The sequence below is a fragment of the Microvirga vignae genome (genome assembly GCF_001017175.1).
GTDB classification, from domain to species: domain Bacteria; phylum Pseudomonadota; class Alphaproteobacteria; order Rhizobiales; family Beijerinckiaceae; genus Microvirga; species Microvirga vignae.
This window is the reverse complement of record NZ_LCYG01000042.1, coordinates 235,846-259,154: the sequence shown is the minus strand read 5'-3', so window position 1 is coordinate 259,154 and position 23,309 is coordinate 235,846. Positions and strand designations below refer to the sequence as shown.

Annotated in this window: 27 protein-coding genes; 17 read left to right on the top strand and 10 right to left on the bottom strand. The window is 63.2% G+C overall.

Translation table 11 applies throughout. The annotated features are described in order from the left end of the window. A partial coding sequence (locus tag AA309_RS17260; RefSeq protein WP_210166515.1) for an adenylate/guanylate cyclase domain-containing protein occupies positions 1-1,386 on the top strand: 1,386 nt, incomplete at its 5' end. Between the two features lie 115 nt (positions 1,387-1,501). Here AA309_RS17260 and AA309_RS17255 read toward each other — a convergent pair. Together AA309_RS17255 and ftsY are read right to left on the bottom strand one after the other, a co-directional pair. After that, a complete protein-coding gene (locus tag AA309_RS17255; protein WP_047190234.1) occupies positions 1,502-2,098 on the bottom strand; it encodes a septation protein A in 597 nt (198 codons plus the stop codon). Continuing rightward, the gene (ftsY, locus tag AA309_RS17250; RefSeq protein WP_047190233.1) at positions 2,095-3,414 is read right to left on the bottom strand and encodes a signal recognition particle-docking protein FtsY; all 1,320 of its coding nucleotides are present in this window, start codon (positions 3,412-3,414) and stop codon (positions 2,095-2,097) included. Before ftsY ends, AA309_RS17255 begins: the two co-directional genes overlap by 4 nt. Before the next feature lie 66 nt (positions 3,415-3,480). Between ftsY and AA309_RS17245 the strand changes: the two genes are divergently transcribed. Next, on the top strand, positions 3,481-4,191 hold the full coding sequence (locus AA309_RS17245; RefSeq protein WP_047190232.1) for an RluA family pseudouridine synthase: 711 nt from the start codon (positions 3,481-3,483) through the stop codon (positions 4,189-4,191). Between the two features lie 166 nt (positions 4,192-4,357). Here the strand turns inward: AA309_RS17245 and mtaB are convergent, their stop codons facing one another. The 3 genes from mtaB to AA309_RS17230 form a co-directional block, all read right to left on the bottom strand. Then, entirely contained in the window at positions 4,358-5,611 is a 1,254-nt protein-coding gene (gene mtaB / locus AA309_RS17240) for a tRNA (N(6)-L-threonylcarbamoyladenosine(37)-C(2))-methylthiotransferase MtaB (RefSeq protein WP_047190231.1), read from the bottom strand. Beyond that, on the bottom strand, positions 5,611-6,492 hold the full coding sequence (gene dapF, locus AA309_RS17235) for a diaminopimelate epimerase (protein ID WP_047190230.1): 882 nt from the start codon (positions 6,490-6,492) through the stop codon (positions 5,611-5,613). Before dapF ends, mtaB begins: the two co-directional genes overlap by 1 nt. Positions 6,493-6,557: 65 nt before the next feature. Then, entirely contained in the window at positions 6,558-7,295 is a 738-nt protein-coding gene (locus AA309_RS17230; RefSeq protein WP_047190229.1) for a sulfite exporter TauE/SafE family protein, read from the bottom strand. Positions 7,296-7,520: 225 nt separating this feature from the next. Here AA309_RS17230 and AA309_RS17225 point away from each other — a divergent pair, with 225 nt between their 5' ends. Together AA309_RS17225 and AA309_RS17220 are read left to right on the top strand one after the other, a co-directional pair. After that, positions 7,521-8,306: a GyrI-like domain-containing protein gene (locus tag AA309_RS17225; RefSeq protein WP_047190228.1), complete on the top strand. Its 786-nt coding sequence runs from the start codon at positions 7,521-7,523 to the stop codon at positions 8,304-8,306. Further along, entirely contained in the window at positions 8,303-8,977 is a 675-nt protein-coding gene (locus AA309_RS17220) for an HAD family hydrolase (RefSeq protein ID WP_047190227.1), read from the top strand. Before AA309_RS17225 ends, AA309_RS17220 begins: the two co-directional genes overlap by 4 nt. On the opposite strand, the gene AA309_RS17215 is transcribed toward AA309_RS17220, so the two are convergent. Continuing rightward, the gene (locus AA309_RS17215; protein WP_047190270.1) at positions 8,934-9,998 is read right to left on the bottom strand and encodes an MBL fold metallo-hydrolase; all 1,065 of its coding nucleotides are present in this window, start codon (positions 9,996-9,998) and stop codon (positions 8,934-8,936) included. The two genes, AA309_RS17220 and AA309_RS17215, sit on opposite strands and share 44 nt — an antisense overlap. A 341-nt stretch (positions 9,999-10,339) precedes the next feature. Between AA309_RS17215 and AA309_RS17210 the strand changes: the two genes are divergently transcribed. The 5 genes from AA309_RS17210 (at position 10,340) to trmD (ending at position 13,932) form a co-directional block, all read left to right on the top strand. After that, on the top strand, positions 10,340-10,555 hold the full coding sequence (locus tag AA309_RS17210) for an eL24 family ribosomal protein (protein WP_047190269.1): 216 nt from the start codon (positions 10,340-10,342) through the stop codon (positions 10,553-10,555). A gap of 2 nt (positions 10,556-10,557) precedes the next feature. Next, positions 10,558-12,111 carry a signal recognition particle protein gene (ffh, locus tag AA309_RS17205; protein WP_047190226.1) on the top strand — a complete coding sequence of 518 codons (1,554 nt, stop codon included), beginning with the start codon at positions 10,558-10,560 and terminating at the stop codon, positions 12,109-12,111. A gap of 68 nt (positions 12,112-12,179) precedes the next feature. After that, on the top strand, positions 12,180-12,533 hold the full coding sequence (gene rpsP, locus AA309_RS17200; protein WP_047190225.1) for a 30S ribosomal protein S16: 354 nt from the start codon (positions 12,180-12,182) through the stop codon (positions 12,531-12,533). Positions 12,534-12,538: 5 nt separating this feature from the next. Then, complete coding sequence (gene rimM, locus AA309_RS17195) at positions 12,539-13,252, top strand: ribosome maturation factor RimM (RefSeq protein ID WP_052954784.1); 714 nt, start codon at positions 12,539-12,541, stop codon at positions 13,250-13,252. Beyond that, entirely contained in the window at positions 13,249-13,932 is a 684-nt protein-coding gene (trmD, locus tag AA309_RS17190; protein WP_047190224.1) for a tRNA (guanosine(37)-N1)-methyltransferase TrmD, read from the top strand. The genes rimM and trmD overlap by 4 nt, the downstream gene beginning before the upstream one ends. Positions 13,933-13,945: 13 nt before the next feature. Here the strand turns inward: trmD and AA309_RS17185 are convergent, their stop codons facing one another. Then, positions 13,946-14,899, bottom strand: a complete 954-nt coding sequence (locus tag AA309_RS17185; protein WP_047190223.1) for a PLP-dependent cysteine synthase family protein — start codon at positions 14,897-14,899, stop codon at positions 13,946-13,948. 114 nt (positions 14,900-15,013) lie between these two features. Here AA309_RS17185 and AA309_RS17180 point away from each other — a divergent pair, with 114 nt between their 5' ends. Continuing rightward, on the top strand, positions 15,014-15,694 hold the full coding sequence (locus tag AA309_RS17180; protein WP_047190222.1) for a winged helix-turn-helix transcriptional regulator: 681 nt from the start codon (positions 15,014-15,016) through the stop codon (positions 15,692-15,694). Between the two features lie 77 nt (positions 15,695-15,771). On the opposite strand, the gene AA309_RS17175 is transcribed toward AA309_RS17180, so the two are convergent. Together AA309_RS17175 and AA309_RS17170 are read right to left on the bottom strand one after the other, a co-directional pair. Continuing rightward, on the bottom strand, positions 15,772-15,957 hold the full coding sequence (locus tag AA309_RS17175; protein ID WP_047190221.1) for a hypothetical protein: 186 nt from the start codon (positions 15,955-15,957) through the stop codon (positions 15,772-15,774). A 79-nt stretch (positions 15,958-16,036) separates the two neighbouring features. Continuing rightward, on the bottom strand, positions 16,037-16,951 hold the full coding sequence (locus tag AA309_RS17170; RefSeq protein WP_047190220.1) for a DMT family transporter: 915 nt from the start codon (positions 16,949-16,951) through the stop codon (positions 16,037-16,039). Between the two features lie 96 nt (positions 16,952-17,047). On the opposite strand from AA309_RS17170, the gene AA309_RS17165 reads away from it, so the two are divergent. The 4 genes from AA309_RS17165 to AA309_RS17150 all read left to right on the top strand — a co-directional run bounded on the left by AA309_RS17165 (position 17,048) and on the right by AA309_RS17150 (position 21,237). Next, the gene (locus AA309_RS17165) at positions 17,048-17,524 is read left to right on the top strand and encodes an Lrp/AsnC family transcriptional regulator (protein WP_047190219.1); all 477 of its coding nucleotides are present in this window, start codon (positions 17,048-17,050) and stop codon (positions 17,522-17,524) included. A 131-nt stretch (positions 17,525-17,655) separates the two neighbouring features. Next, entirely contained in the window at positions 17,656-18,036 is a 381-nt protein-coding gene (gene rplS / locus AA309_RS17160) for a 50S ribosomal protein L19 (RefSeq protein ID WP_047190218.1), read from the top strand. A 276-nt stretch (positions 18,037-18,312) separates the two neighbouring features. Next, positions 18,313-19,719: a 3-isopropylmalate dehydratase large subunit gene (leuC, locus tag AA309_RS17155; RefSeq protein WP_047190217.1), complete on the top strand. Its 1,407-nt coding sequence runs from the start codon at positions 18,313-18,315 to the stop codon at positions 19,717-19,719. Between the two features lie 81 nt (positions 19,720-19,800). Then, complete coding sequence (locus AA309_RS17150; RefSeq protein WP_047190216.1) at positions 19,801-21,237, top strand: hypothetical protein; 1,437 nt, start codon at positions 19,801-19,803, stop codon at positions 21,235-21,237. A 70-nt stretch (positions 21,238-21,307) separates the two neighbouring features. On the opposite strand, the gene AA309_RS17145 is transcribed toward AA309_RS17150, so the two are convergent. Beyond that, positions 21,308-21,601, bottom strand: a complete 294-nt coding sequence (locus AA309_RS17145; protein WP_047190215.1) for a hypothetical protein — start codon at positions 21,599-21,601, stop codon at positions 21,308-21,310. A gap of 124 nt (positions 21,602-21,725) precedes the next feature. Between AA309_RS17145 and AA309_RS17140 the strand changes: the two genes are divergently transcribed. The 3 genes from AA309_RS17140 to leuD all read left to right on the top strand — a co-directional run bounded on the left by AA309_RS17140 (position 21,726) and on the right by leuD (position 23,244). Next, positions 21,726-21,989, top strand: a complete 264-nt coding sequence (locus tag AA309_RS17140; RefSeq protein WP_047190214.1) for a hypothetical protein — start codon at positions 21,726-21,728, stop codon at positions 21,987-21,989. 4 nt (positions 21,990-21,993) lie between these two features. Next, a complete protein-coding gene (locus tag AA309_RS17135; protein ID WP_047190213.1) occupies positions 21,994-22,401 on the top strand; it encodes a metallopeptidase family protein in 408 nt (135 codons plus the stop codon). 240 nt (positions 22,402-22,641) lie between these two features. Then, positions 22,642-23,244, top strand: a complete 603-nt coding sequence (gene leuD / locus AA309_RS17130) for a 3-isopropylmalate dehydratase small subunit (protein ID WP_047190212.1) — start codon at positions 22,642-22,644, stop codon at positions 23,242-23,244. The last annotated feature ends 65 nt before the right edge of the window (positions 23,245-23,309 follow it).

Here is a 23,309-nt window from a genome sequence, read left to right as displayed (position 1 = left end):
CAAATCCGTCCACACGACCTAGCACCTGCCGAAAAGAACCCCGTGGACCATTCTTCGCGCATCCGATCCGCCTGGGTCTCGCTCCGCAAACGGCGGAGTCCACGGGAACTGAGCGACGCAACGACACGCCTGATCCGCGAGGCGGATACGGGAGCCCTGCAGCGGGCCGGCATGGTCCGCGTGGTCGTAGCGGGCATTCTGCTCATCACGGTGGTGCTCGCCGCCCATGGCGTTCAGCTTGTGAATCCAATGGCCATGAAGCAGATCGCTGCGGCGGAGATGACATTGGCTCTCTTTGGGGTCTCCGGCTGGGGGAGCGCTTGGCTCGCCTCGAAGCGCATTGCAGTGGAGCAACTCCCCGTTTCTACCGCCGTGCTCGACGCGTTGCTGGTCCTCGGGAATCTGGCTTACAGCCATTGGGGCTTAGGGATTCCTGGTGGATTGTTTGCAGTCTTCCCGGTTGTCTGGGTGGTCCCCATCACGCTTGCCGCGGTAGCCATTCACTATCAGCCGCGCCTGCAAATCCTGGTCGCACTCATCTATGTGGTGGGCCTGTCGCTGCTCGCCTTCGGCGGCGAGGCGTTGACCCCCGCCGAGCGGCAGCGGGATCTCTCCGAGATCAACGCCGTGTTTTCCGAACAGGCGAACCTGGTTCGCCTCGCCATGATCCTGTCGCTCGCGCTGATCCTCATTCTCGTGGCGCGGCAAGGCCGTGTGCTGCTGGAGCGGGCGGTGCGCGAGACCACCTTGCGCGTCAATCTCACCCGCTATCTGCCGCGCGAGCTCGCGCCCGTTCTCACGGAACAGGCCTTCGCGTCATTGAGACGGGGGCGGCGTGCCCGCGTCACGGTACTGTTCGTGGACATGCGCGCCTCCACCTCTTTCGGCGAGACCATGGACCCGGCGCGGCTCGCCGTGTTCATCACCTCGTTCCGCCGCCGCGTGCTCAGGGCCGCAAGCCGCCACGGCGGCGTCATCGACAAGTTCACGGGTGACGGTGCGCTGGTCCTTTTCGGCGTGCCGGGCGCGGGCGACGACGATGCGCGCCGCGCGCTCGCCTGCGGGCGCACGCTGCTGCGATTGATCGAGCGCTGGAACATCAAGCGGCAGTTCGATCCGCCCGTGCGCGTCGGCATCGGCATTCATACGGGCGAGGTCTTCTGCGGCGTGGTGGGTGACGAGAGCCGTCTCGAATTCACAGTCGTCGGCGAGACGGTCAACATCGCGTCGCGCATCGAGCAGGCCACGAAGAACACGGATTGCGACCTGCTGGCCTCAGCGGAGACGGTGCAGGATGCGGACGAGGCAGGTTCCTGGATCGAGGTGGCGCACGAGCCCTTGCGCGGCGTCACCCGCAACGTCGTCTTGCTGAAGCCTGTGGGGTGAGGGCTGCTACATTTCTTCTGTCATGGCTAGGCTTGTCCCGGCCATCCCGGTAAGAAGAGCGCGGCGCTTGATGGATTGGGATCACCGGCACAAGGCCGGTGATGACGCTGGGCATTTACGCTTCTTCCGCCTTCTTGGCTTCATGCCGCAACAAAAGCGGCGTTTGCGCGAGGGCAAAGGCGATGGTGAGCGGCATGATGCCGAAGACCTTGAAACTCACCCAGAAATCCGTGCTCTGCGTGCGCCAGACGACCTCATTGAGCGCAGCGAGTGCGAAGAAGAAGAGTGCCCAGCGAAGCGTGAGCTTGCGCCATCCTTCTTCAGTGAGGGCGAACACGCTGTCGAGCACGATCTCGAGCAGAGGCTTGCGGAAATAGAGGCCGCCGAGAAGGATCACGCCGAACATCGTGTTCACGATGGTGGGCTTGAGCTTGATGAAAGTCTCGTCCTGCAGGAAGAGCGTGAGACCGCCGAACACCACCACCACGACGCCCGACACGAGCGGCATGATCGGCAGCTTGCGCAAGAGTGCGTAAGAGACGCCGAGCGCCACCATCGTAGCGCCGATGAAGAGAGCCGTTGCGACGAAGATGCGCTGGCTCTCCGCAAAGCCGAACCGGCCCGCATAGGCGTTTGCGATGAAGAAGAGAGCGAGCGGCCCGAGTTCGAGGGCGAGCTTGAGAAGGGGCGGGAGGCGCTTTTCGTCGGTCATGATGTTGCTTCTAACCCGGCAATGGCTTTGGCGAAATCCCCTGCGGTGAAGGGCTCCAGGTCCTCCACGCCTTCGCCGACGCCGATGAAATGGACGGGCAGGCCGAACTTGGCGGCAAGCGCCACCAGGATGCCGCCGCGCGCCGTGCCGTCGAGCTTGGTCATCACGAGCCCCGTGACGCCTGCAGCCTTCTGGAACAGCTCCACCTGGCTCACCGCGTTCTGGCCGACAGTGGCATCGAGCACGAGGAGCGTGGCATGGGGCGCGTTCTCGTCGAATTTCTTGATCACGCGCACGATCTTTTCGAGCTCGGCCATGAGGCCCGCCTTGTTCTGCAGACGGCCCGCCGTGTCGATGAGCAGCACGTCGGTGCCGTTCGCCTTCGCCTCTTGAAGCGCGTCATAGGCCAGACCTGCCGCATCCGCGCCCTGCTCGCGGGCGAGAACCGGCGCGCCGACCCGCTCGCCCCAGACCTTCAGCTGCTCGATGGCGGCAGCGCGGAAGGTATCGCCCGCTGCCAGCATGACTTTAAGACCCTGCTGCCGGAATTTTTGGGAGAGCTTGCCGATGGTGGTGGTTTTGCCTGCACCGTTCACGCCGACCATGAGGATGACGAAGGGCTTCTTCGCGCGATCGATGATCAGCGCCTGGGCCACGGGCTGCAGCGTCTTCTCCACTTCGCTGGCGAGAATCGTGCGCACCTCCTGCGGCGAGATCTCCTTGTTGTAGCGCCCGGCCGATATCGCCTCCGTGATCCGCATGGCGGTGGGCACGCCGAGATCGGCCTGGATCAGGGCATCCTCCAGGTCCTGAAGCGTGGCATCGTCCAGCTTGCGCTTGGTGAAGAGGCCCGTGACGCTCTCCGACAGGGACGAGGAGGTGCGGCGCATGCCTTCCGTCAGGCGCTGCCACCAGCCCCGCTTCTCCGCTGGGGCGGGCTTGGCTTCGGGTGTTGCTGCAGCGGCCTTGTCGCCCTCGACGACATCGGGACGCGGCTGAGGCCCGGCCTCTGTCTCGATGCGCGGAATCGGCTCCTTCGGATTGCCGCCTTCCGGCTCCACGCCTTCGACGGGCTGCAGATCCGCTCCGGCGAGCTCAGGGGCGGTCTTGTTCTCCTCAGGCGTGTCGGGCGAGGCCGTGGTGACGGTCGGCGGAGCAGCCGCCAGATCGTCCGCGCCCGTGGCGGGCGGGGAGGGCATGGCTTCCGGTTCGCCGCCCGCCTGCGGTGTCCGGGGAGCAGTCTCGGGCGGGGTTTCGGCCTTACGCCCGAAGAGACGGGACAGGAATCCGGGCTTGTCGGGCTTCGTTTCGGCCATGGGTCTTAGCTGCCTCGTGAACGCTGGTGCTTGATTTAACGCCGATGCCTCGATAGCCGAGGCGTCATGAATGCGGAAGAGATAGTAAGCCGTTTGCTCTATCGCGATGCCCTGATGCTCGTGATCGACAAACCCGCCGGCCTGCCGGTACATCCCGGTCCCAAGGGCGGGGAGACCTTGTTTCATCACCTCGATGCCTTGCGCTTCGGCCTGCCCCGGCGGCCTGAGGTCGCACACCGTCTCGACAAGGACACCTCCGGCTGCCTCGTGCTGGGCCGCCACCCGAAGGCCATCGCCCGCCTCAACGAGCTTTTCCGCAAGAACGAGGTCGACAAGGTCTACTGGGCCGTGGTCGAGGGAAGGCCGCATGAGGACGAGGGCGAGATCGATCTTCCGCTTGCCCCTAAATCGCCGGATCGCGGCTGGTGGATGAAGGTGGACCCGAAGGGCCAGCCTTCGCTGACAAAATGGCGGGTACTGGGCCGCACCGAAGGCCTCACGCTTCTCGATCTGCGCCCCATCACCGGCCGCACCCATCAGCTGCGCGTCCATTGCGCGGCCATGAACTTCCCGATCCTGGGCGATCCGATCTATGGCACGGCTCCCCGTTTCAATGGCCCAGGCCTGCATCTCCATGCCCGCAGCATTACGGTTCCGCTCTATCCGAAGAAAGAGCCGATCTTCGTCGAAGCGCCGGTGCCGGAGCATATGCGCGAGCGGGTGAGGGCGTGTGGTGTCATCCCGGACGAGCCGAAGGTGAGGGAAGGAAATCCGTAACGCAGCGGATATCAGCCGCTTCCGGCTCCGCGCTCTGCGGGAATGAGAGCTTCTCCCGTCATCCCCGGACTTGTTCCGGGGATCCACGTCTTCTGCCGCAGAGGTTCTTAAGACGTGGGCGGCCGGATCAAGTCCGGCCATGACGATGTGAGTATTGATCCCACATTCAAGCCGCAAGCAGTTCCTTGCCGTCGTGTCCGGCAATGGTGACGGGCACAATCGCGCCGGGCGTCACTTCGCCCGGGAAGCGCACGAGCGTAAAGCCTTCCGTGCGGCCGAGCTGGTTGGTTTCAATCAGCACGTTCCGCTTCGCACCCACCTCTTCACCGAGATGCTTCAGCAACGCGGCCTCGCCCTTTTCGCGCAAGCGACGGGCCCGGTCCTTCACCACGTCACGGGCGACCTGCGGCATGCGGGCGGCGGGCGTGCCGGGGCGGGGCGAGAAGGGAAAGACGTGAAGATGCGTGAGATTGCACTCGTCGACGATGTCGAGCGAGCGGGAAAACATCTCCTCCGTTTCCGTCGGGAAGCCCGCGATGATGTCGGCGCCGAAGACCATGTCGGGGCGAAGCCGCTTCACCTGCTCGCAGAAGGCAATCGCGTCATTGCGAAGGTGGCGGCGCTTCATGCGCTTCAGGATCATGTCGTCGCCCGCCTGCAACGAGAGATGCAGATGCGGCATCAGGCGGCTTTCGCCCGCAATCGCATCGAGAAGATCGTGATCGGCTTCCACGGAGTCGATGGAGGAGATGCGAAGGCGCTCCAGCTCCGGCACGTGGCGTAAAAGGCTCTTCACAAGAGAGCCGAGCTTCGGCTCGCCCGGCAGATCCTTGCCGTAGCTCGTGATGTCGACGCCGGTCAGCACCACTTCGCGGGAGCCATGCTCCACCAGATTGCGCACCTGCTCCACCACCGCGCCCATGGGCACGGAGCGGGAATTACCGCGGCCGTAAGGAATGATGCAGAAGGTGCAGCGATGATCGCAGCCGTTCTGCACCTGCACGAAGGCGCGCGTGCGTCCGCGCATGCCGTCGATGAGATGCACGGCGGTTTCCTTCACGGCCATGATGTCGTTGACCAGAACCTTTTCGCTCTGGCCCACGCCGAAATCGCGCATTCCTACCCAGGTCTCGGCCTTCATCTTCTCATGATTGCCGAGAACCTGAGCGACCTCCGGCATGGCGGCGAAGGTTTCAGGCTCCACCTGCGCGGCGCAGCCCGTCACGATAATGCGTGCATCAGGCTTTTCACGCGCGATCTTGCGGATCGACTGGCGCGCCTGGCGCGTCGCCTCGGAGGTGACGGCGCAGGTGTTGACGATGACGACCTCGCCCAACCCCGCATCCTCCGCGTGGCGCTGCATGGCCTCCGATTCGTAGGTGTTGAGCCGGCAGCCGAAGGTGACGACCTCCACGCTCATCAGGCTGCTCCCGCGAACAGAGCAGGGGAGAAGAAGCCCTCGTGCTCCAGCTCCGTCTCGCCGGTCATGAGCACATGACCGTCGCTCTCGCGCCATTCGATCACAAGATCGCCGCCGGGAAGCGAGATCTTGGCCTTGCGGCCCGTCAGTCCCTTGCGTGCCGCCGCCACGAGAGCGGCGCAGGCCGCCGAGCCGCAGGCGCGGGTGGCGCCTGCTCCGCGCTCCCATACGCGAAGCACGATGTGGTCGGGGTTCACCACTTCAGCGAAGGAAATGTTCGCGCGCTCGGGGAAAACCGGATCGTGTTCGAACTTTGGGCCGATGACGGCCAGGTCGTAAGATTCCGCGTCCTTCACCCAGAAGATGGCATGCGGGTTGCCCATGCCGACAGCCGACGGGTTCTGCAGCTCGGGATGTTCCGGGATCTGCGTGTCGACCGCGATGGCGCGGGTGTCCGGATAGGGATCGCGCAGGGGAATCTCGTTCCAGCTCAAGCGCGGCAGGCCCATATCCACGGTAAAGACCGTGTTGGACAGGCGTGTCACCGGCAGCAGACCGGCCTTGGTTTCGAGCACCAGGCCCTCGGTCGGACGGCTCATGATCGGATCCGCCACCATCGCCCAGGCCACGCAGCGGGTGCCGTTGCCGCAGGCACCGGATTCCGAGCCGTCCGTGTTGTAGATGCGCATATAGGCGTTCGTGCCGGGTGAGACCGGGTCGTGCAGCACCATCAACTGATCGAAGCGTGAGCGCGGATCGGCCGCGATGGCGCGCGCTTCCGCAGCGCTCACGACATGGGGTGAGCCGCGCAGGTCCAGCACGGTGATCTCGTTGCCGAGGCCGTTCATCTTGAGGAAACGGTGGTTCGAAAGGGTGTTCATGGGCCGTATATGGCTGAAAACGTGAGGAATCGCGAGAGGGAAGGAGGCTGCCTGCGGCAATATCGTTAGAGAGCCGGCAGGATCCGGGGGATGCTGGTCGCGACGATGATGAGGCCGACGCCGACCATGAGCGGGCGCGTCGGCAGGCGGCTGACCAGAAAACCACCCAGGGGAGCCGCCAGCACGCCGCCGAGGATGAGGCCGGCCGCTGACCTCAGCTCCGACCAGCCCAGGGTCAGGATGAAGGTGGCGGAAATGACGATCGTGACCAGAAATTCGGTCAGGTTCGTGGAGCCGATCACGTGTCGGGGCGCATGACCGCGTCCGATGAGAGAACTCGTGACGATGGGGCCCCATCCGCCTCCGCCCATGGCATCGAGCAGGCCGCCTCCGCCGCCGATGAAAGGAACGAGCCAGTCCCGCACCTCCCGCGGCCAGAGAGGCCGGAATGCCTTGAAGACGATGTAGAGGCCGATCACCATCAGATAGGCCGAGACCACAGGCTGCATCATCTTCGCGTCGATGTTGGAGAGGACAAAGGCTCCGATGGCTCCGCCGATCATGCCTGCGGGGGCAAGCCGCGCCACGAGGCGCCAGTTGACATTGCGGTGGAAGACATGGGAGGCGCCGGAGGCCGCCGTGGTGAAGATTTCCGTCACATGGGTCACGGCGCTGGCTGTTGCCGGCGGAACGCCGAAGGCCAGAAGGCTCGTGGTGGAGAGCACGCCGAAAGCCATGCCGAGGGCTCCATCCACCAGCTGGGCCAGGAAGCCGATCACGGCAAAGATCAAAAAGTCTTCCATTCTCGAAACAGCCCCCGCGCGGTCGGAATGGCATCATAACCGCGATTTCAGGTTGGCTGAGAGCGGCCAAGCCGGCGGCCAGAGGATTTTTTAGGCAGGTGCCACGAGGTGCCTGCTTCCATCCGTCCTCCACAGTGAAGCTCGGGACACCTCGCGGCTGGACCAAAACCCTCCTATGCTCCGGCTCGTCACCATTTCGTGATTCGAGGCTTGAGGCTTTCTTCCATGTGGCTGCGCTCTTCCCATTTCGTTCTTGTGCTTGCCCTCTGCTCGAGCGTGGCCCTGGCGCAGACTCCTCCTGCGGCGAGCACGCCTCCTGCGCCGGCCCCCGCCGCTCCGGCGCCAGCCCTTCAGGCACCGGCTTCAAATATCCTGGCTCCTTCGACATCGGTGCCTTCGACCTCTGAGACACCGGCCCAACCGCAGCAGCCCACGACGGCACAGCCTACGCCCATGCCGGCTCCGGCTTCTCCTGCTCCGACCGCACCTCCTGCACCCGCCCAGCAGACGGCGCGCACAACGCTCTTCCCCAATCCGAGCGATCCCACCGGCGTGGAGGAAGGCGTGCTCACCGCAAAGCCCACAGCGATGCTCTCCGGCACCAGCACCTGGGACGAGGCCTTCAACAGCCTCAAAAACGCAGTCGCCAAGCTCGATGGCGAGTTGAAGAAAGCGGGTATCTCGCCGACGGGCCGCCCGCTGACGATCTTCGTGGATACGGACGACAACGGTTTCAAATACGAGACGATGATCCCGATCGCGCAGGTGCCCGAGGGCAAAACCGAGCTGACCCCGGAGATCAAGTTCGGCAAGACGCCGGAAGGCAAGGCCCTGCGCTTCGTGCACAAGGACGCCTACGACGAGATCGACGGCACCTACGAGACGATCACGGCCTATCTCGACATCAAGGAAATCGTCGCCAAGGACGCCTTCATCGAGGAATACGTGAGCGATTTCACAGATTCGCAGGACACGAATTTCGAGGTGAACATCTACGTTCAGCCGAAGTGATGATCGCTCTTTTCGACCTCGACGGGACCCTGACCGACCCTAAGGCAGGCATCACCCGCTCCATCCAGTATGCGCTCGAAAGGCTGGGCCATCCCGTGCCTGAAGCGGATGCTTTGACATGGATGATCGGGCCGCCGCTGATTTCAGGTTTCACAAAGCTCCTCGGCGGGGCCGAGAATGCTCCTGAGGCGGTGCACCTGTATCGCGAGCGCTTCAGCGATGTCGGATTGTTCGAGAACGAGGTTTATCCGGATATTCCGGCGATCCTCGAAGCTCTTCACGAGGCCGGATTTCGGCTCTTCGTCGCCACGTCCAAGCCTCATGTGTTCGCAAAGCGGATCATCGACCATTTCGGCCTGTCGCGGTTCTTTCGCGAGGTTTATGGCTCCGAACTCGACAACCGGAACGCCGACAAGCGCGACTTGATCCGCCACATTCTCGACCGGGAGCGGCTCGACCCCGCGACGGCGGTCATGATCGGCGACAGGGAGCACGATGCCATCGGTGCGCGCGCGAACGGCATTGCAGCCATAGGCGTGACCTGGGGTTATGGATCCCGGCAGGAGCTGCTGGATTCGGGCGTCGCCTGTCTGGTTGAGAAGCCGCGCGATCTACACGAGCCGATCCTCACCCTGACGGGGTCCATGCTTCGCCCGGCCGCAAGGGCCTGAACCGGTCCGGCGGGATCTCCGCAGCCCGCACGGCCACCGCCAGTTCATGCGGCGGCTCCTCGATGCCTTCATTGGTGAGGCGGAAAGTGCCCCAATGGTGGCCAAGTGCCTGGTTCGGCGCAACGATCTGGAACACCTTCACCGCATCCTCCGGGTTCATGTGCTGCGGCTCCATGAACCAGCGCGGCTCGTAGGCGCCGATGGGCAGATGCGCGAGGTGGATCTTGCCGAAGCGTTCGCGCGCGGCGTGAAAGATCCTGCCGTCGCCGAAGCCCGTATCGCCGATGTGGTAGATCGTGCCTTGGGGCGTCGTGAGCACAAAGGCGCACCAGAGCGCCATGCGCCGGTCGTTGATGCCGCGTGCAGACCAGTGATAGGCGGGTTCCAGATGCGCGATGACGCCGTTGCCAAGCTCAACCGATCCGCCCCAGTCGCGCGTCTCGACCCCAATCTCCGGGTGCTCGGCTTGGATGATCGCATCGTTGCCCAGGGGTGCGACGAAGCGAGGGCGGTGGCGCTGCCAGAGGCGGCCCAAAGCATCGATGTCCAGGTGATCGTAATGATTGTGCGTGATCAGCACCCCGTGGATCGGGGGCAGATCCTCAAACGCGATGCCGGGTGGGTTGACCCGCTTGGGGCCCGAGAAGGAGACGGGACTCGCCCGTTCCGAAAAGACCGGATCGATGAGGATGTTGAGCCCCGCCACCTGGATCAGGAACGAGGCGTGGCCGATGAGCACCGTGCGCAGGCCCTGCACGTCGGCTGGAGGCTTGTCCCGAAAGGGGCTCGGGAAGCTCTCAGGCCATTCCTTCCGCCCCCCGCCGAGCTGCCAGCGCAGCAATTCCATGAAACCCTTGTCCTGCGGCTGGTTGGGCGAGAAGAACCGCACCCCGTCAAAGTGATCGGTTGCGGGGCCCTGGTAATAGCGGTTCGTGGCGCGGGCGGCGCTCATCCAGCCCAAGACTCCAGTGGCGGCGAGGGCGGGGACGCTCAAGGTTTTCAGCAGGGTACGGCGCTTCATCGTGACCTTCGAGACAAGCAGAGCCTTTAAGCATGGTGATTGATATTTCTTGCCGCAAGGCCCGGAAAAGCGGGGCTTTTCTGGTCTTTTCTTGACTCTTGCCCTCCTTTCCTCTATCGCCTGACCGCAAATCTGTAGAGCGAGCCCCTTTGAGCCGCCGACCAGCCCGAGAGGCTGGAGGTCAACGTCCGACAGCGCGATGCGCCCTCGGGCGCGTTTTTCTTTGGTCTCGTTCTCGCCCGTCATGACCGGGCTTGTCCCGGTCATTCACGCTTTCACCTTGCGCTTGAAAGACGTGGATGGCCGCATCAAGTGCGGTCATGACAAGAGAGGATGGATGGATGTCGAAGGACACATTGCGCATCGAGGACGCGGTCAACGAGACCTGCCCGTGGTCGGGAAAGCCGATCGCGGCGGACTCGCTCACCCTCTATCGCGGCGAGGTCGTCGGCTTCTGCAATCCCGGCTGCCGAGACAAGTTCAAAGCGGCAATCAATCACTTTGAAAAGGCCCTTGCGGATCGCGATGTACCGCTCATCGCAAAAGGAATTGATTGATCATGTTTGAAGGCCTTTCCGATAAACTTTCCAACATCCTCAATTCGCTGACGCGCCGTGGCGCGCTGACGGAAGAAGATGTGAGTGCGGCCCTTCGCGAAGTCCGCCGCGCGCTTCTCGAAGCCGATGTCGCGCTCGAGGTCGTGCGCTCCTTCACGGACAAAGTCCGCGCCCGCGCGGTTGGCGCCGAGGTCATCAAGTCGGTCTCCCCCGGCCAGCAGGTGGTGAAGATCGTCCACGACCAGCTCGTGGAGATGCTGGGCTCGGACGCGGAAGTGATCAGCCTCAACGCGGTTCCGCCTGTCGGCATCCTGATGGTCGGTCTCCAGGGCTCGGGTAAGACGACGACGACCGCCAAGATCGCCAAGCGTCTGACGGATCGCGAAAGCCGCCGCGTTCTCATGGCCTCGCTCGATACGCGCCGTCCGGCAGCGATGGAGCAGCTTGCCGTGCTCGGCAAGCAGGTCGGCGTCGATACGCTCCCCATCGTGGCGGGCCAGACGGCGGTGCAGATCGCCCGTCGTGCCATGGAGGCCGCACGCCTCGGCGGCTACGACGTGGTGATGCTCGATACCGCCGGTCGCGTGACCGTCGACGAGTCGTTGATGGTGGAAGCCGCCGACGTGCGCGCCGCCACCAATCCGCACGAGGTTCTGCTCGTCGCGGATGCGCTCACCGGTCAGGACGCGGTCAACACCGCCCGCGCCTTCGACGCGCGCCTCGGCGTCACTGGCATCGTGCTCACCCGTATGGATGGTGACGCGCGCGGCGGTGCTGCTCTGTCGATGCGCGCCGTCACGGGCAAGCCGATCAAGCTCATTGGTACGGGCGAAAAGGTCGATGCGCTGGAGGAATTCCATCCCTCGCGCGTCGCCAACCGCATCCTCGGCATGGGCGATATCGTCTCGCTGGTCGAGAAGGCGGCGGAGACCATCGATCACGAGAAGGCCCAGCGCATCGCGGAGAAGATGCGCAAGGGCAAGTTCGACCTCGAAGACCTGCGCGATCAGCTCTCCCAGATGGAGAAGCTCGGCGGTCTTGGCGGTCTCATGGGCATGCTGCCGGGCGTCGCCAAGATGAAGTCGCAGCTCGAGAACGCGAATATCGATGACAAGGTCATCAAGCGTCAGTGTGCGATCATCGATTCCATGACGCCCGCCGAGCGCCGCAACCCGGACATCCTCAAAGCATCGCGGAAGAAGCGCATCGCGGCAGGCTCCGGCGCGAAAGTCGAGGACATCAACAAGCTCCTCAAAATGCACCGCCAGATGGCCGACGTCATGAAGATGATGGGCGGCGGCAAGGGCAAAGGCATGGCGGGCGCGCTTGGAAAAATGTTCGGCATCGGCGGCGGCGGCATGCCCCAGCCGACCCCTGAGCAGATCGAGGCGCTGCAGAAGCAGATGGGGGGCAAGCTCCCTGATTTTCCGGGCGGTGCAGGCGGTGCTCTTCCGCCCATGCCGAAGGGCGTTCCCGGTCTGCCGGGTCTCGGCGGTGCGCCGAAGATCCCCGGTTTGCCCGGCCTCGGCGGCTTTCCGTTCGGAAAGAAGAAATAGGTTTCGTCGTCTCAGACTGATCTGGAACGGCACAAGGTTTGATCACAGGACACTAGAAGGAGTTACCCATGTCCCTGAAGATCCGTCTCACCCGCGGTGGCGCGAAGAAGCGTCCCTACTACCGCATTGTTGTTGCCGATTCGCGCTCCCCGCGCGATGGCCGCTTCATCGAGAAGGTCGGCACCTATGACCCGATGAAGCCGAAGGATGACGCCGGTCGCGTCAACCTGGACGTCGAGAAGATCCAGGCCTGGCTCGCCAAGGGCGCTCAGCCGACCGACCGCGTCCTGCGCTTCCTCGACGCCGCCGGCCTCCTGAAGCGTCCGGCTCGCAACAACCCGCAGAAGGCCGTTCCGGGCAAGAAGGCCCAGGAGCGCGCTGAAGCCAAGGCTGCTGCGGCTGGCGAAGGCGAGGCTGCGTAAGCACCATGACGAAGAAGGAGCGCTTCAACCAGCGCTCCACTTCTTCCTTCTCGATTCAAGAGAAGGGCAGGGGTGGGGGTGCTGGCGCCAGCCTGTCGAAGGGCGCGCCCACCCCCTCCTCCAAGCCTCTTCCTCGCCAGAGGCAGGAGGCTCCACCCGCAAACATGAGGGACGATCTCGTCCTGGTCGGCGAGTTCGGTCGCGCGCATGGCCTGAAAGGCGAGGTGCGGCTGAAATCCCATACCGGCGATCCGCAGGCGATTGCCGATTACAAGCCGCTGATTGCGGCGAATGGCAAAACCTACACTCTCAAGACTGTCCGACCCGCTCCCGGCGGCGCGCCCGATCTGCTGATCGCCGTCGTCGACGGGGTGACCACGCGCGAAGCCTCCGAGGCGTTGAACCGCGTGCAACTCTATGTGGAGCGCGACAAGCTTCCGCCCCCTGACGAAGAAGACGAATTCCTGCTCGCGGATCTGATCGGTCTTTCCGTTCAGAACGAGGCGGGCGAGACCGTCGGCACCATCGTTGGTGTGCCCAATTACGGCGGCGGCGATCTTCTCGAAATCGCGCCTGCGCAAAAGGGCCCGACCGCGCTTCTGCCGTTCACCAAGGCTTTCGTGCCCGTGATCGACATCGCCGGAAAGCGCCTGGTGGCGGCGCTCCCTGACGATTTCTTCGAAATCGGCAAGCCTGAACCCGGTGAGGATCGCGCGTGAGTTTTTCGGCGACCATCCTCACGCTCTACCCTGAGATGTTTCCAGGACCCTTGGGCCTGTCGCTCTCCGGCGATGCGCTTTCTCGTGGTGTCTGGTCGCTGGCTACGAAAAACATCCGCGATCACGGTCTCGGCCGCCACCGCGCGGTGGACGATACGCCCGCGGGCGGCGGACCCGGCATGGTAATTCGCTGCGATGTATTGGCCAATGCCATCGATGCGGCGATACCGGCTGATGATCCGCGACCGAAGCTCCTCATGAGCCCACGCGGGAAGCCGCTCACGCAGTCCTATGTGCGCGAACTTGCCGCCGGTCCTGGCGTCGTCATCGTCTGCGGCCGATTCGAAGGCGTGGACGAGCGGGTGATCGAGGCGCGCCGTTTGCAAGAGATCTCCATCGGCGACTACGTGCTCTCCGGCGGCGAGATGGCGGCGATGATCGTGCTCGATTCCTGCGTCCGGCTGCTCCCTGGCGTCATGGGCAAGGAGGCCTCCGGCAGGGAAGAGAGCTTCGAGTCGAACCGTCTCGAATATCCGCATTACACGCGTCCCCGCGAATGGGAGGGGCGCACGATTCCCGACGTGCTGCTGTCGGGCAACCACGCCGTCATCGAGCGCTGGCGCCGCGAAGAATCGGAACGGATCACGCGGGAGAGACGGCCGGATCTGCTGGAGCGATAACGGCTCTTCCCCGTCAGCGCTCGAAGCTCTCTCCGAGCTTCGCACCATAGGCTCTGAGATATTTCATCCCCGTATCGCACATCACGGTGACGATGGTGGCCGTCGGGCCCAATCGATTGGCGAGCCGCAGGGCGGCGATGACGTTGGCGCCCGTGGATGTTCCCGCGAAGAGACCTTCCTCTCGCGCCAACCGAAAAGCCATCGCCATCGCTTCTTCCGTCGAGACCCGTTCGATTGTCTGGGCGATGTTCTTATGCCAGAGCGGCACGAGATAACCCGCGCCGATTCCATCAATCTTGTGGGCGCCTGAAGGACCGCCTGACAGGACGGCGGATTCGGCAGGCTCTACGGCGACGATGTCGATGCGATCGTGATGCCGTCTGAGTCCTTCGGTGATTCCGCGAAGGGAAGCCGCCGTGCCCACGCTCTGAACGAAGCCGTCAATGCGTCCGTCTGTCTGGCTCCAGATTTCATCCGCCATCGCATGATAGGCCGCAAGCTGATCCCGGTTCTTCATCTGGTCCGTCCAGAAGGCACCGGTCGCCTCAGCGATGACGCGGGCCGCCTCGATCATGTCCTTGGTGAGCTTTTCCGTCATGCGCCCCGAGTCGCTCGGAATGACCTGGAGCTTCGCTCCCAGAATCCTCATGTGATCGAGCTTTTCCCGCGCAAATGCATCGGACGTGACGATGTGGAGGGGATGCCCCTTCACTGCACAGACGAGGGACAAGGACACGCCGGTGCTGCCGCCGGTATATTCGACGACCGGGCCGCCTGATGCTAAGCGTCCATCCGCCTCCGCTGCCTCGATCATGGCAAGTGCCATGCGGTCCTTCATGCTGCCCGTGGGATTCTCGTTTTCCAGCTTCACCAGAATGCGAGCGCCGTTCGACGGCACGATCTTCCGCAAGGCGAACAGGGACGTGTTGCCGACGCGCTCAAGAATGCTCTGCTGCTTTTCGCTCATGGTCTGCGCTTTCTTCGCGAGATGATCCGAAATCTTCGATAGGCGCGCGTGATCGCCATGTCAGGTCCAAAATCCGGACTTCTCCGCTTGAATGACCCGTGCTAGCGCTTGAGCATGTCGGGTTACGGTCAGTTCTGTTCCGTTGCACGCGCCCACGAGGCTATCGGCGGGCGCTGGACCTTGCTTGTCGTGCGCGAGCTTCTCTGCGGCAGCCGGCGCTTCAACGACATCCGTCGCGGTATTCCACGCATCTCCCGCACCATGCTCTCGGAGCGGCTGCAGGAACTCGTTCATGTCGGAGCCGTCACACGCATCGAGGGCGAGCATGGTTCCGAATACAAGCTCACGGAGGCGGGCCGGGATCTCGCCGAATTGGTGAGTGCCTTGGGCCGCTGGGGCCAGCGATGGCTGCCACGGCATGCGCAAGATGAGGATCTCGATGCTGAACCCGTCCTCGTTGACATGCAAAGGCGTGTCCGCTCCGATGCGCTGCCCAAGGACCCGATGATCGTGCGCTTCCAGATCGACGAGGAGCAGAAGCCACGCTTCATGCTCCTGAAGGCTGGCGAAGTCTCGCTTTGCACTCACAACCCGGGCTTCCCGGAGCTTCTGCGCGTCCGGGCGCGCCTGCACGCCTTGGCCGCGTGGTGGCGTGGGGACGTCGACTTTGCCGAGGCAAAGCGGATGGGTCTGACAGTGGAGGGTCCGAAAGAGCTGGCACGGGCATTCCCACACTGGTTCGACCGGTATCTCTTTGCTCGCATCGGTCCGGCGTCTCCACACGCGGAACGTTGATCCGAACCGGACGATTAATGAGGCGGGGCCTTCGATCAGAGGAGGTCGGCATGGTCAGCGAAATCGTCCTCGGAACATCACTTGCATTTGTTCTTGTCGGGCCTGGTATCGCCGGACCATGCACGCAGCGTCTCGCCGATCTGGAAAAATTCCATTTCGGCCAGACAGGAGAGGGCGGGACCTGCGCTGGATGCGCCCGCAACGACAGGCTCTACGGGATCAGAGGCGTCGTGCATGGACATGGCCGCCAAGATCGGCGCCATGGCTCCGCCGGATACTAATAAGGAGCTGGACTCGTCGCCCGCAGACGCATCGTACCTGCGGTTGATCCTGAGTGTTGCATCATCCACGCTCCATCGCCGCGCGACCGATGAAGCGGCTCAAACCCAGCTGCCATTTGAGGTTCACTCCCGCGCTGCCAATCAGGATCAGCAGGATGCCGCTCCATTGGTTGAGCGAGAGCATGCGGCCGAAGGCCAGGTGATCGACGAGGATGGCCACCACCGGATAGGTGAAGGAGAGCACCGCAATCACCGTCGTCGGCAGCTTCTGAAGGGCCGAGTACAGGAAGATGTACATGATGCAGGTGTGAACCACGCCGAGCACCACCAGACATCCCCATTGCGTTGCATCGATGGGCAGATGGGAGAAATCGGCAAGAGGCAGAAGCATCAACGTGCCGAGGATCGCCTGCACGAGGGCGATCACATGAGGCGAAAAGCCCTTGAGGCGCTTGATGATCACGGAAGCCACCGCATAGAGCAGGGCGGCCCCCAAGGCCTGGAGGAGCCCGATCATGTAGTCGCTCGTCAGGGTCAGGCTTCCCGCATCGATCTGCGTCACCAGCAGGAGGCCGACAAAGGCAAGGGCGACGAAACCCAGCATGTCCGCTGTAGGCCGCTCGCCGAACAGAACCGCGCCGAGCAGAATGAGGAAGAAGGGTTGCGTGTTGTAGACGGCGGTGGCGATCGAGATCGATGCGTGGCTGTAGGACGAGAAGAGCAGCACCCAGTTCAGAACGATGGCCGCACCGCCCAAAAGCGCGAGGCTCAGGGCTTTGCTCGTGAAGCGCCAGGGCAGCAGAAGACCCTTGGCTGCGCAATAGACGAAGAGACTGACGGCGCCGAACAGGCAGCGGAAGAACACCACGTTCCAGACGCTCTGCTCGGATTCGACGACGAAAAAGCCGATGGTGCCTGAAAGCACCATTGCGGCAATCATTTCCAGCCGTCCGGATAGCGTGGTTGACGTCTTCATGGCCTGTCCTCCTGAACGAGATGGCACTTTACCCCTTTCAGGAGGCGGCGTACTTTATGATTCGAAGCCGGATCAACCTTTTTGGCTCATGGATTAATGGCAGCTCCAGCAAAGAACCTCAGAAACAAAAGCGATGTCCTCGATGAGGTCGACCAAGCCCTGATCGCGCTTCTCTCGGAGAATGCGCGTCTGCCGATAGCGGAGCTGGCCCGGAGCGTGGGGCTGTCTGCTCCCAGCGTGGCGGAGCGTCTGCGTCGATTGGAGGAAGACGGCGTGGTGAGGGCCTATCGGGTCGAGATTGACCCCAAGGCCCTGGGCTATACGCTCACCGCCATCGTGCGCATCCGCCCCCTGCCAGGCCAGCTCCACGCTGTCGAGAAACTCCTGGTGGAGAGCCCCGAGGTGGTGGAATGCGACAAGGTCACGGGCGACGATTGCTATGTGGCGCGCTACCTCCTGCGGTCCATCGAGGAACTCGACCCGATCCTTGAACGGATTGCCCAGCGCGCCCAGACGAGCACCTCCATCGTCAAGACATCGCCCGTCAAACGCAGGCTCCCGGCCATCGGGTGAAGGTTGGGGCCGAATTCCCATCGACAAAGTGGGAAAACTCCTGTATAGGGCCCGCCTCAACTTAAAACAGGACGCCGAAATCCCGCTGGCTTGGGCATGTCTCAAGACCATGCAACGGCAGGAGTAAGACCATGAACATCATCCAGCAGCTCGAGCAGGAGCAGATTGCCAAGCTCGGCAAGAACATCCCCGACTTCCAGCCCGGCGATACCGTGATCGTCAACGTGAAGGTGAAGGAAGGCGAGCGCACCCGCGTGCAGGCCTATGAAGGCGTCTGCATCGCCCGTTCCGGTGGCGGCCTCCAGGAGAGCTTCACGGTCCGCAAGATTTCCTACGGCGAAGGCGTGGAGCGCGTGTTCCCGATCTATTCGCCCAACGTCGAGTCCATCAAGGTCGTGCGCCGCGGTGCCGTCCGTCGCGCCAAGCTCTACTACCTGCGCGACCGTCGCGGTAAGTCGGCCCGTATCGCCGAGCGCGCCGAGCGCCGCGAGGCTCCTGAAGCTGCCGAGTAAGGCCTTCATTCAGTAAGTTTCCCGAAAAGCGCGGTGCGAACCGCGCTTTTTGTTTATGGCGATAAGCGTCGCTGATGCATTGCCTTGGAAAGGGAGCTCGGGCCCAAAGTGGGGCGCACTTTTGGGCCCGATGCCCGGCGCAAAAAATTTTATTGCGCCTTTCGGGCAATCAGCTATGCGATCCTTTCAAAGCGGTGCGCGCTCAGGACACCTTTTCCTCTCGTTCGTGTGCCGTTAGAAGACGACCACGACATTTTTCATTGTTGGAAGACACCCATGGCAAAAGCCCGTACCCTCTATGACAAGATCTGGGACGACCACGTCGTCGATCAGCAGGATGACGGGACGTGCCTTCTCTACATTGACCGCCACCTCGTCCATGAAGTGACCTCGCCTCAGGCCTTCGAGGGCCTGCGCACGGCCGGCCGCAAGGTGCGCCAGCCGCAGAAGACGCTCGCGGTCGTCGACCACAACGTGCCCACCACCGATCGCTCCCATGGCATTGAGGATCCCGAATCCGCAACCCAGGTGGCAACGCTTGCCCAGAACGCCGAGGAATTCGGTGTCGAGTACTACAACGAACTCGATACCCGTCAGGGCATCGTCCACGTGGTGGGTCCGGAGCAGGGCTTCACGCTGCCCGGCATGACCATCGTCTGCGGCGACAGCCACACCTCGACCCACGGCGCCTTCGGCTCGCTGGCCCACGGCATCGGCACGTCTGAGGTCGAGCACGTGCTCGCCACCCAGACGCTGATTCAGAAGAAGGCCAAGAACATGCGCGTGACCGTGGACGGGCAGCTGCCCGCCGGCGTCACGGCGAAGGACATCATCCTCGCCATCATCGGCGAGATCGGCACCGCCGGCGGCACCGGCCACGTGATCGAATATGCGGGCGAGGCCATCCGCTCGCTGTCGATGGAAGGCCGCATGACGATCTGCAACATGTCCATCGAGGGCGGTGCCCGCGCCGGCATGGTGGCTCCCGACGAGAAGACCTATGCCTATCTGAAGGACCGCCCCAAGGCTCCGAAGGGCGAGGCCTGGGAAGCGGCCGTGCGCTATTGGGACAGCCTCCGCACGGACGAGGGCGCGTTCTTCGACACCGAAATCAAGCTCGATGCCGCGAACTTGCCCCCCATCGTCACCTGGGGCACGTCTCCTGAGGACGTGATCTCGGTTGCCGGCGTGGTGCCGAACCCGGACGATATCCAGGACGAGAACAAGCGTCTCTCCAAGTGGCGCGCGCTGGAATACATGGGCCTCAAGCCAGGCCAAAAGATCACGGACATCGAACTCGACCGCGTGTTCATCGGCTCCTGCACCAATGGCCGCATCGAGGATCTGCGCGCTGTCGCGAAGGTCGTCGAAGGCAGACGAGTGCATGAGCGCGTCAATGCCATGATCGTTCCCGGCTCCGGCATCGTGAAGATGCAGGCCGAAGCCGAAGGCCTCGACAAGATCTTCAAGGCCGCGGGCTTCGACTGGCGCGAGCCCGGCTGCTCCATGTGCCTGGCCATGAACGCGGATCGCCTTGCTCCCGGTGAGCGCTGCGCCTCCACCTCGAACCGCAACTTCGAGGGCCGCCAGGGCTTCAAGGGCCGCACGCACCTCGTCTCCCCCGCCATGGCGGCGGCAGCAGCGATCGCAGGTCGTTTCGTCGACATCCGCAACTGGAAGTAACAAAGTTTTCAGTCAGACAACGAACATTGAGACGGCGGCTCCAGCGAGCCGCCGTCTTTTTATTGAACGAGGGGCGTCGTCGTGGGCGGCGCGAAGAACGTGCAGGGGCACCGGACATTCGAATGGGCCGTCGCGGCACTGGTCGCGGTCGCCGGCCTCGTGGGGCTCGTCCTCTGCTGGCCCATCGCCTTTCCGCTCGATGATGCCTACATCACGCTCCACAATGCGCGGGTCCTACTCGAAGGCGCTGACCGGGGCTTTGGCGTTCCGGCCCTCGTGGGCGCAACGAGCCCGGTGCATCTCGCCCTCGTTGCCGGGTTGGGGCTGATCCTCGATCTGCCGCTCGCCAGCTATCTCCTCAATCTCGCGGCCGCCATTCTCTACGGGGTGGGCCTCGCCCGTCTGGCCTTCTGGGTGCAGCCGTCGCGCCGGATTGCGGCAGGACTTGTCGCGCTCGGCCTGTTGGCCGCCCATGTGCCCTACCACCTGTTCAACGGACTCGAGACCGGGCTTGCGATGGCAGTCGTCACGTGGGCGCTGGTGCTGGCCCTCTCCGGCTCACGCTTTCTCCTGCCGCTTCTCTGCGGCCTGATGCCGTTCATTCGGCCGGAACTCGCTGTTCTGGCCGGCACGCTCCTGGTGTGGCGCGCCTGGAAACAACGACACACGATGGATCGCATCGCCGTCGATTTCGCGCTTGCCGCTCTTGCGGCCGCGCCCTGGCTGCTCTGGTCATGGATCGCAACCGGATCCGTGACGCCGCTGACGGCATCGGCCAAGCGCGCCTTTTTCGCGGAAGAGCTCTATCCGTTCTGGTTCAAGCTCAAGATCGCGCTCATCTTCACGGTTCAGTCCGGTGTCGGAGCGTTTCTGCTGGCGCTGGTGTTCCTCAGGCGTATGTCCATGGGCGTTCCGGTGCTGCTCTCGTTGGCGGTCATCCTCCTCATGTTCGCCGTGACCTTTCCAGGAGGCCTGTTTCATAACTTCTATCGCTATTGCTATCCGCTCCTGCCGATCGGCCTGCTCGGCTGGGGCATCGCCACGCGGGACAGCAGGGTCATGAGATGGGCTTTTGGCGCGCTGGCCGCAGTCTATATCGTCATCGGCTTCAATACGTGGCCGCACGTGGTGGGCGGACGGCGGTTCACGGCGGAGCTGGACGAGGCTGCGCGATGGTCCAGGGAGCATCTGCCCAATGACGCCCGCATTCTCATTCACGATGCCGGTTATTTCGCCTGGGCTACGCCCTTTACCCTGTTCGATATCGTCGGGCTCAAGACGCCGAGCTCGATCGAGGATCATCGCCGCTGGACATTGCCGAGCCGCGCGCAGGAGCGGCATGTTGCCGTGCACGAGATCGCCCAACGCAACCGCGTGACTCATGCGGTCATTCTCAACGATGAATTCTGGGGCGATCTGGCCCATGACCTGCAGCGCCACGGGTGGGGATTGAAGCCTGTGCGCGAGCCTGCAGCCCGCGGATATGTGGTCTATGAATTGACCCCTCCGGCTTCATAGCGGAGGCGACAAATGCAAAGGCGGCGGCTCCTACGAACCGCCGCCTTTCACGCCTGAATACTTGAAGCGCTTAGTCCACGTAGACCCGGCGGCTACCCACCACCTGGCGGCAGATCTCCACCGGGCGTCGCACCACGACGCCGCTCGGGCGCACACGTTCACGATATTCCGTGCGGCACACGGTGCGCGTGCGAGCCGGGCGAACCACACGGCGCTCGACCATACGCTCACGATAAGCGGGACGATCCTGCGTCAGATGAACGCCGGACGGGCCGACATGCACACCGACGCCTTGGGCCGACGCCGTCGCGGAGCCGAAAGCGGCCAGCCCGGCGAATGCCAGGATACCCAGAATCTTACGCATTGAAGCCTCACTTCGAGTTGCCTATTCGGGGGTATCAACGGCATAGGCCGCGAGGCGTTCCGTTGGATTTAAGCCCCAATGGCGCTTATGGTTGCGGAAATCTTAAATCCTTGAGGAGCCCTTCATGAACGAGCAGGAGCGCGAACGCGAAGCCCGCGAGGCACTGGAGCGTGTGCGGCGCGACTCCGAATCTCTCGGCTCCTCCGCGCTCGCGCGCATGAGCCGACAGGCGCAGGATCATTTCAGCGGCCGCGATGCGGTGGGGGCTGCCGAGGACGGCAGCACGGACCCTGTCGAGCTTTGGGGGCGCCGCATCGGGCGAGGGCTGTCGCTGGTTGGCGTTGTCGTTCTCGGCTTGTGGCTTCTGGTTCAGCTTGGCATCCTCTGAGCCTATGACCGACTGGGCCCATCTCCACGCTCCCTCTCTTGGGGATTTCGAAGTGCTCGCGGAAGCGGCATACGCGCGCCTCCCGGAGGAGTTCCGCGCGCTCTGCGAGGGCGTCGTCATCCGCGTCGAGGATTTTCCCGATGACGAGACCATGGAGGCCATGGGCTGCGAGACGCCTTTCGACCTCCTCGGCCTCTTTCGCGGCATCGGTCTCGCGCAAGGCGGCGCGACGATGCAGACGGGCCAGTTCCCCAACATGGTCTGGCTCTATCGCCGCCCGATCCTCGACTACTGGGCCGAGCACGAGGAGAGCCTGGGCGCTCTCGTCACCCATGTGCTGGTGCACGAGATCGGCCATCATTTCGGCCTCTCGGACGACGACATGAAGGCCATCGAGGCGGCGGCCTTCTAGCGCATCGTGCAGAAAAGTGGACCCGGTTTTCCGCGCCCAACGATGCGCTGTTGAAATAGGAGCATCGGATTGGATTCCACTTTTGGGTCCGATGCTCTAGCCTCATAAGGTTGCGCGAAGAGCTTGGCAGACGAAAAAATCTTGCCGGGCGCGACCAACGTGAGGCTAGTCCTTTCGGGAAGCCTTTGATATGAGGCACTTCACGATGGCCCTATGCCGCCTGAAGGAAGTTTTGAGACCATGGACAAGTTCACTGTGCTGGAAAGCGTCGCGGCGCCGCTGCGGATCATCAATATCGACACCGATATGATCATCCCCAAGCAGTACCTGAAGACCATCAAGCGCACAGGGCTCGGCAAGGGTCTGTTTTCCGAGATGCGCTATCGCGAGGACGGTTCGGAGAACCCGGATTTCGTGTTGAACCAGCCCGCTTATCGCAACGCCAAGATCCTGATTGCCGGTGACAATTTCGGCTGCGGCTCGTCCCGTGAGCATGCTCCCTGGGCACTGCTGGATTTCGGCATCCGCTGCGTGATCTCCACGAGCTTCGCCGACATCTTCTATAACAACTGCTTCCAGAACGGCATTCTGCCGATCAAGGTGAGCCCTGAGGACCTGGAAAAGCTCTTCGATGATGCGAGCCGCGGCGCCAACGCCACGCTGACCATCGATCTGGAAAACCAGGAGATCCGTGGCCCCGACGGCGGCAAGATCACCTTCGACATCGACCCGTTCAAGAAGCACTGCATGCTCAACGGTCTCGACGGCATCGGCCTGACGCTTGAGAAGGCCTCCGCCATCGACAGCTTCGAGAAGAAGCTCTCCGAACGCGCTTGGGCTTAAGCGTTATTTAATTCACGCATCGTCATGGCCGAGCTTGCCCCGGCCATCCACGTCCTAGAAAGGTC

Coding starts and splice junctions, on each gene's coding strand:
- AA309_RS17255 (WP_047190234.1), bottom strand. CDS start 2,098: ATGACCGACGAAAAGCGCCTCCCGCCCCTTCTCAAGCTCGCCCTCGAA.
- ftsY (WP_047190233.1), bottom strand. CDS start 3,414: ATGGCCGAAACGAAGCCCGACAAGCCCGGATTCCTGTCCCGTCTCTTC.
- AA309_RS17245 (WP_047190232.1), top strand. CDS start 3,481: ATGAATGCGGAAGAGATAGTAAGCCGTTTGCTCTATCGCGATGCCCTG.
- mtaB (WP_047190231.1), bottom strand. CDS start 5,611: ATGAGCGTGGAGGTCGTCACCTTCGGCTGCCGGCTCAACACCTACGAA.
- dapF (WP_047190230.1), bottom strand. CDS start 6,492: ATGAACACCCTTTCGAACCACCGTTTCCTCAAGATGAACGGCCTCGGC.
- AA309_RS17230 (WP_047190229.1), bottom strand. CDS start 7,295: ATGGAAGACTTTTTGATCTTTGCCGTGATCGGCTTCCTGGCCCAGCTG.
- AA309_RS17225 (WP_047190228.1), top strand. CDS start 7,521: ATGTGGCTGCGCTCTTCCCATTTCGTTCTTGTGCTTGCCCTCTGCTCG.
- AA309_RS17215 (WP_047190270.1), bottom strand. CDS start 9,998: ATGAAGCGCCGTACCCTGCTGAAAACCTTGAGCGTCCCCGCCCTCGCC.
- AA309_RS17210 (WP_047190269.1), top strand. CDS start 10,340: ATGTCGAAGGACACATTGCGCATCGAGGACGCGGTCAACGAGACCTGC.
- ffh (WP_047190226.1), top strand. CDS start 10,558: ATGTTTGAAGGCCTTTCCGATAAACTTTCCAACATCCTCAATTCGCTG.
- rpsP (WP_047190225.1), top strand. CDS start 12,180: ATGTCCCTGAAGATCCGTCTCACCCGCGGTGGCGCGAAGAAGCGTCCC.
- rimM (WP_052954784.1), top strand. CDS start 12,539: ATGACGAAGAAGGAGCGCTTCAACCAGCGCTCCACTTCTTCCTTCTCG.
- AA309_RS17185 (WP_047190223.1), bottom strand. CDS start 14,899: ATGAGCGAAAAGCAGCAGAGCATTCTTGAGCGCGTCGGCAACACGTCC.
- AA309_RS17180 (WP_047190222.1), top strand. CDS start 15,014: ATGTCGGGTTACGGTCAGTTCTGTTCCGTTGCACGCGCCCACGAGGCT.
- AA309_RS17175 (WP_047190221.1), bottom strand. CDS start 15,957: ATGGCGCCGATCTTGGCGGCCATGTCCATGCACGACGCCTCTGATCCC.
- AA309_RS17170 (WP_047190220.1), bottom strand. CDS start 16,951: ATGAAGACGTCAACCACGCTATCCGGACGGCTGGAAATGATTGCCGCA.
- AA309_RS17165 (WP_047190219.1), top strand. CDS start 17,048: ATGGCAGCTCCAGCAAAGAACCTCAGAAACAAAAGCGATGTCCTCGAT.
- rplS (WP_047190218.1), top strand. CDS start 17,656: ATGAACATCATCCAGCAGCTCGAGCAGGAGCAGATTGCCAAGCTCGGC.
- leuC (WP_047190217.1), top strand. CDS start 18,313: ATGGCAAAAGCCCGTACCCTCTATGACAAGATCTGGGACGACCACGTC.
- AA309_RS17145 (WP_047190215.1), bottom strand. CDS start 21,601: ATGCGTAAGATTCTGGGTATCCTGGCATTCGCCGGGCTGGCCGCTTTC.
- AA309_RS17140 (WP_047190214.1), top strand. CDS start 21,726: ATGAACGAGCAGGAGCGCGAACGCGAAGCCCGCGAGGCACTGGAGCGT.
- AA309_RS17135 (WP_047190213.1), top strand. CDS start 21,994: ATGACCGACTGGGCCCATCTCCACGCTCCCTCTCTTGGGGATTTCGAA.
- leuD (WP_047190212.1), top strand. CDS start 22,642: ATGGACAAGTTCACTGTGCTGGAAAGCGTCGCGGCGCCGCTGCGGATC.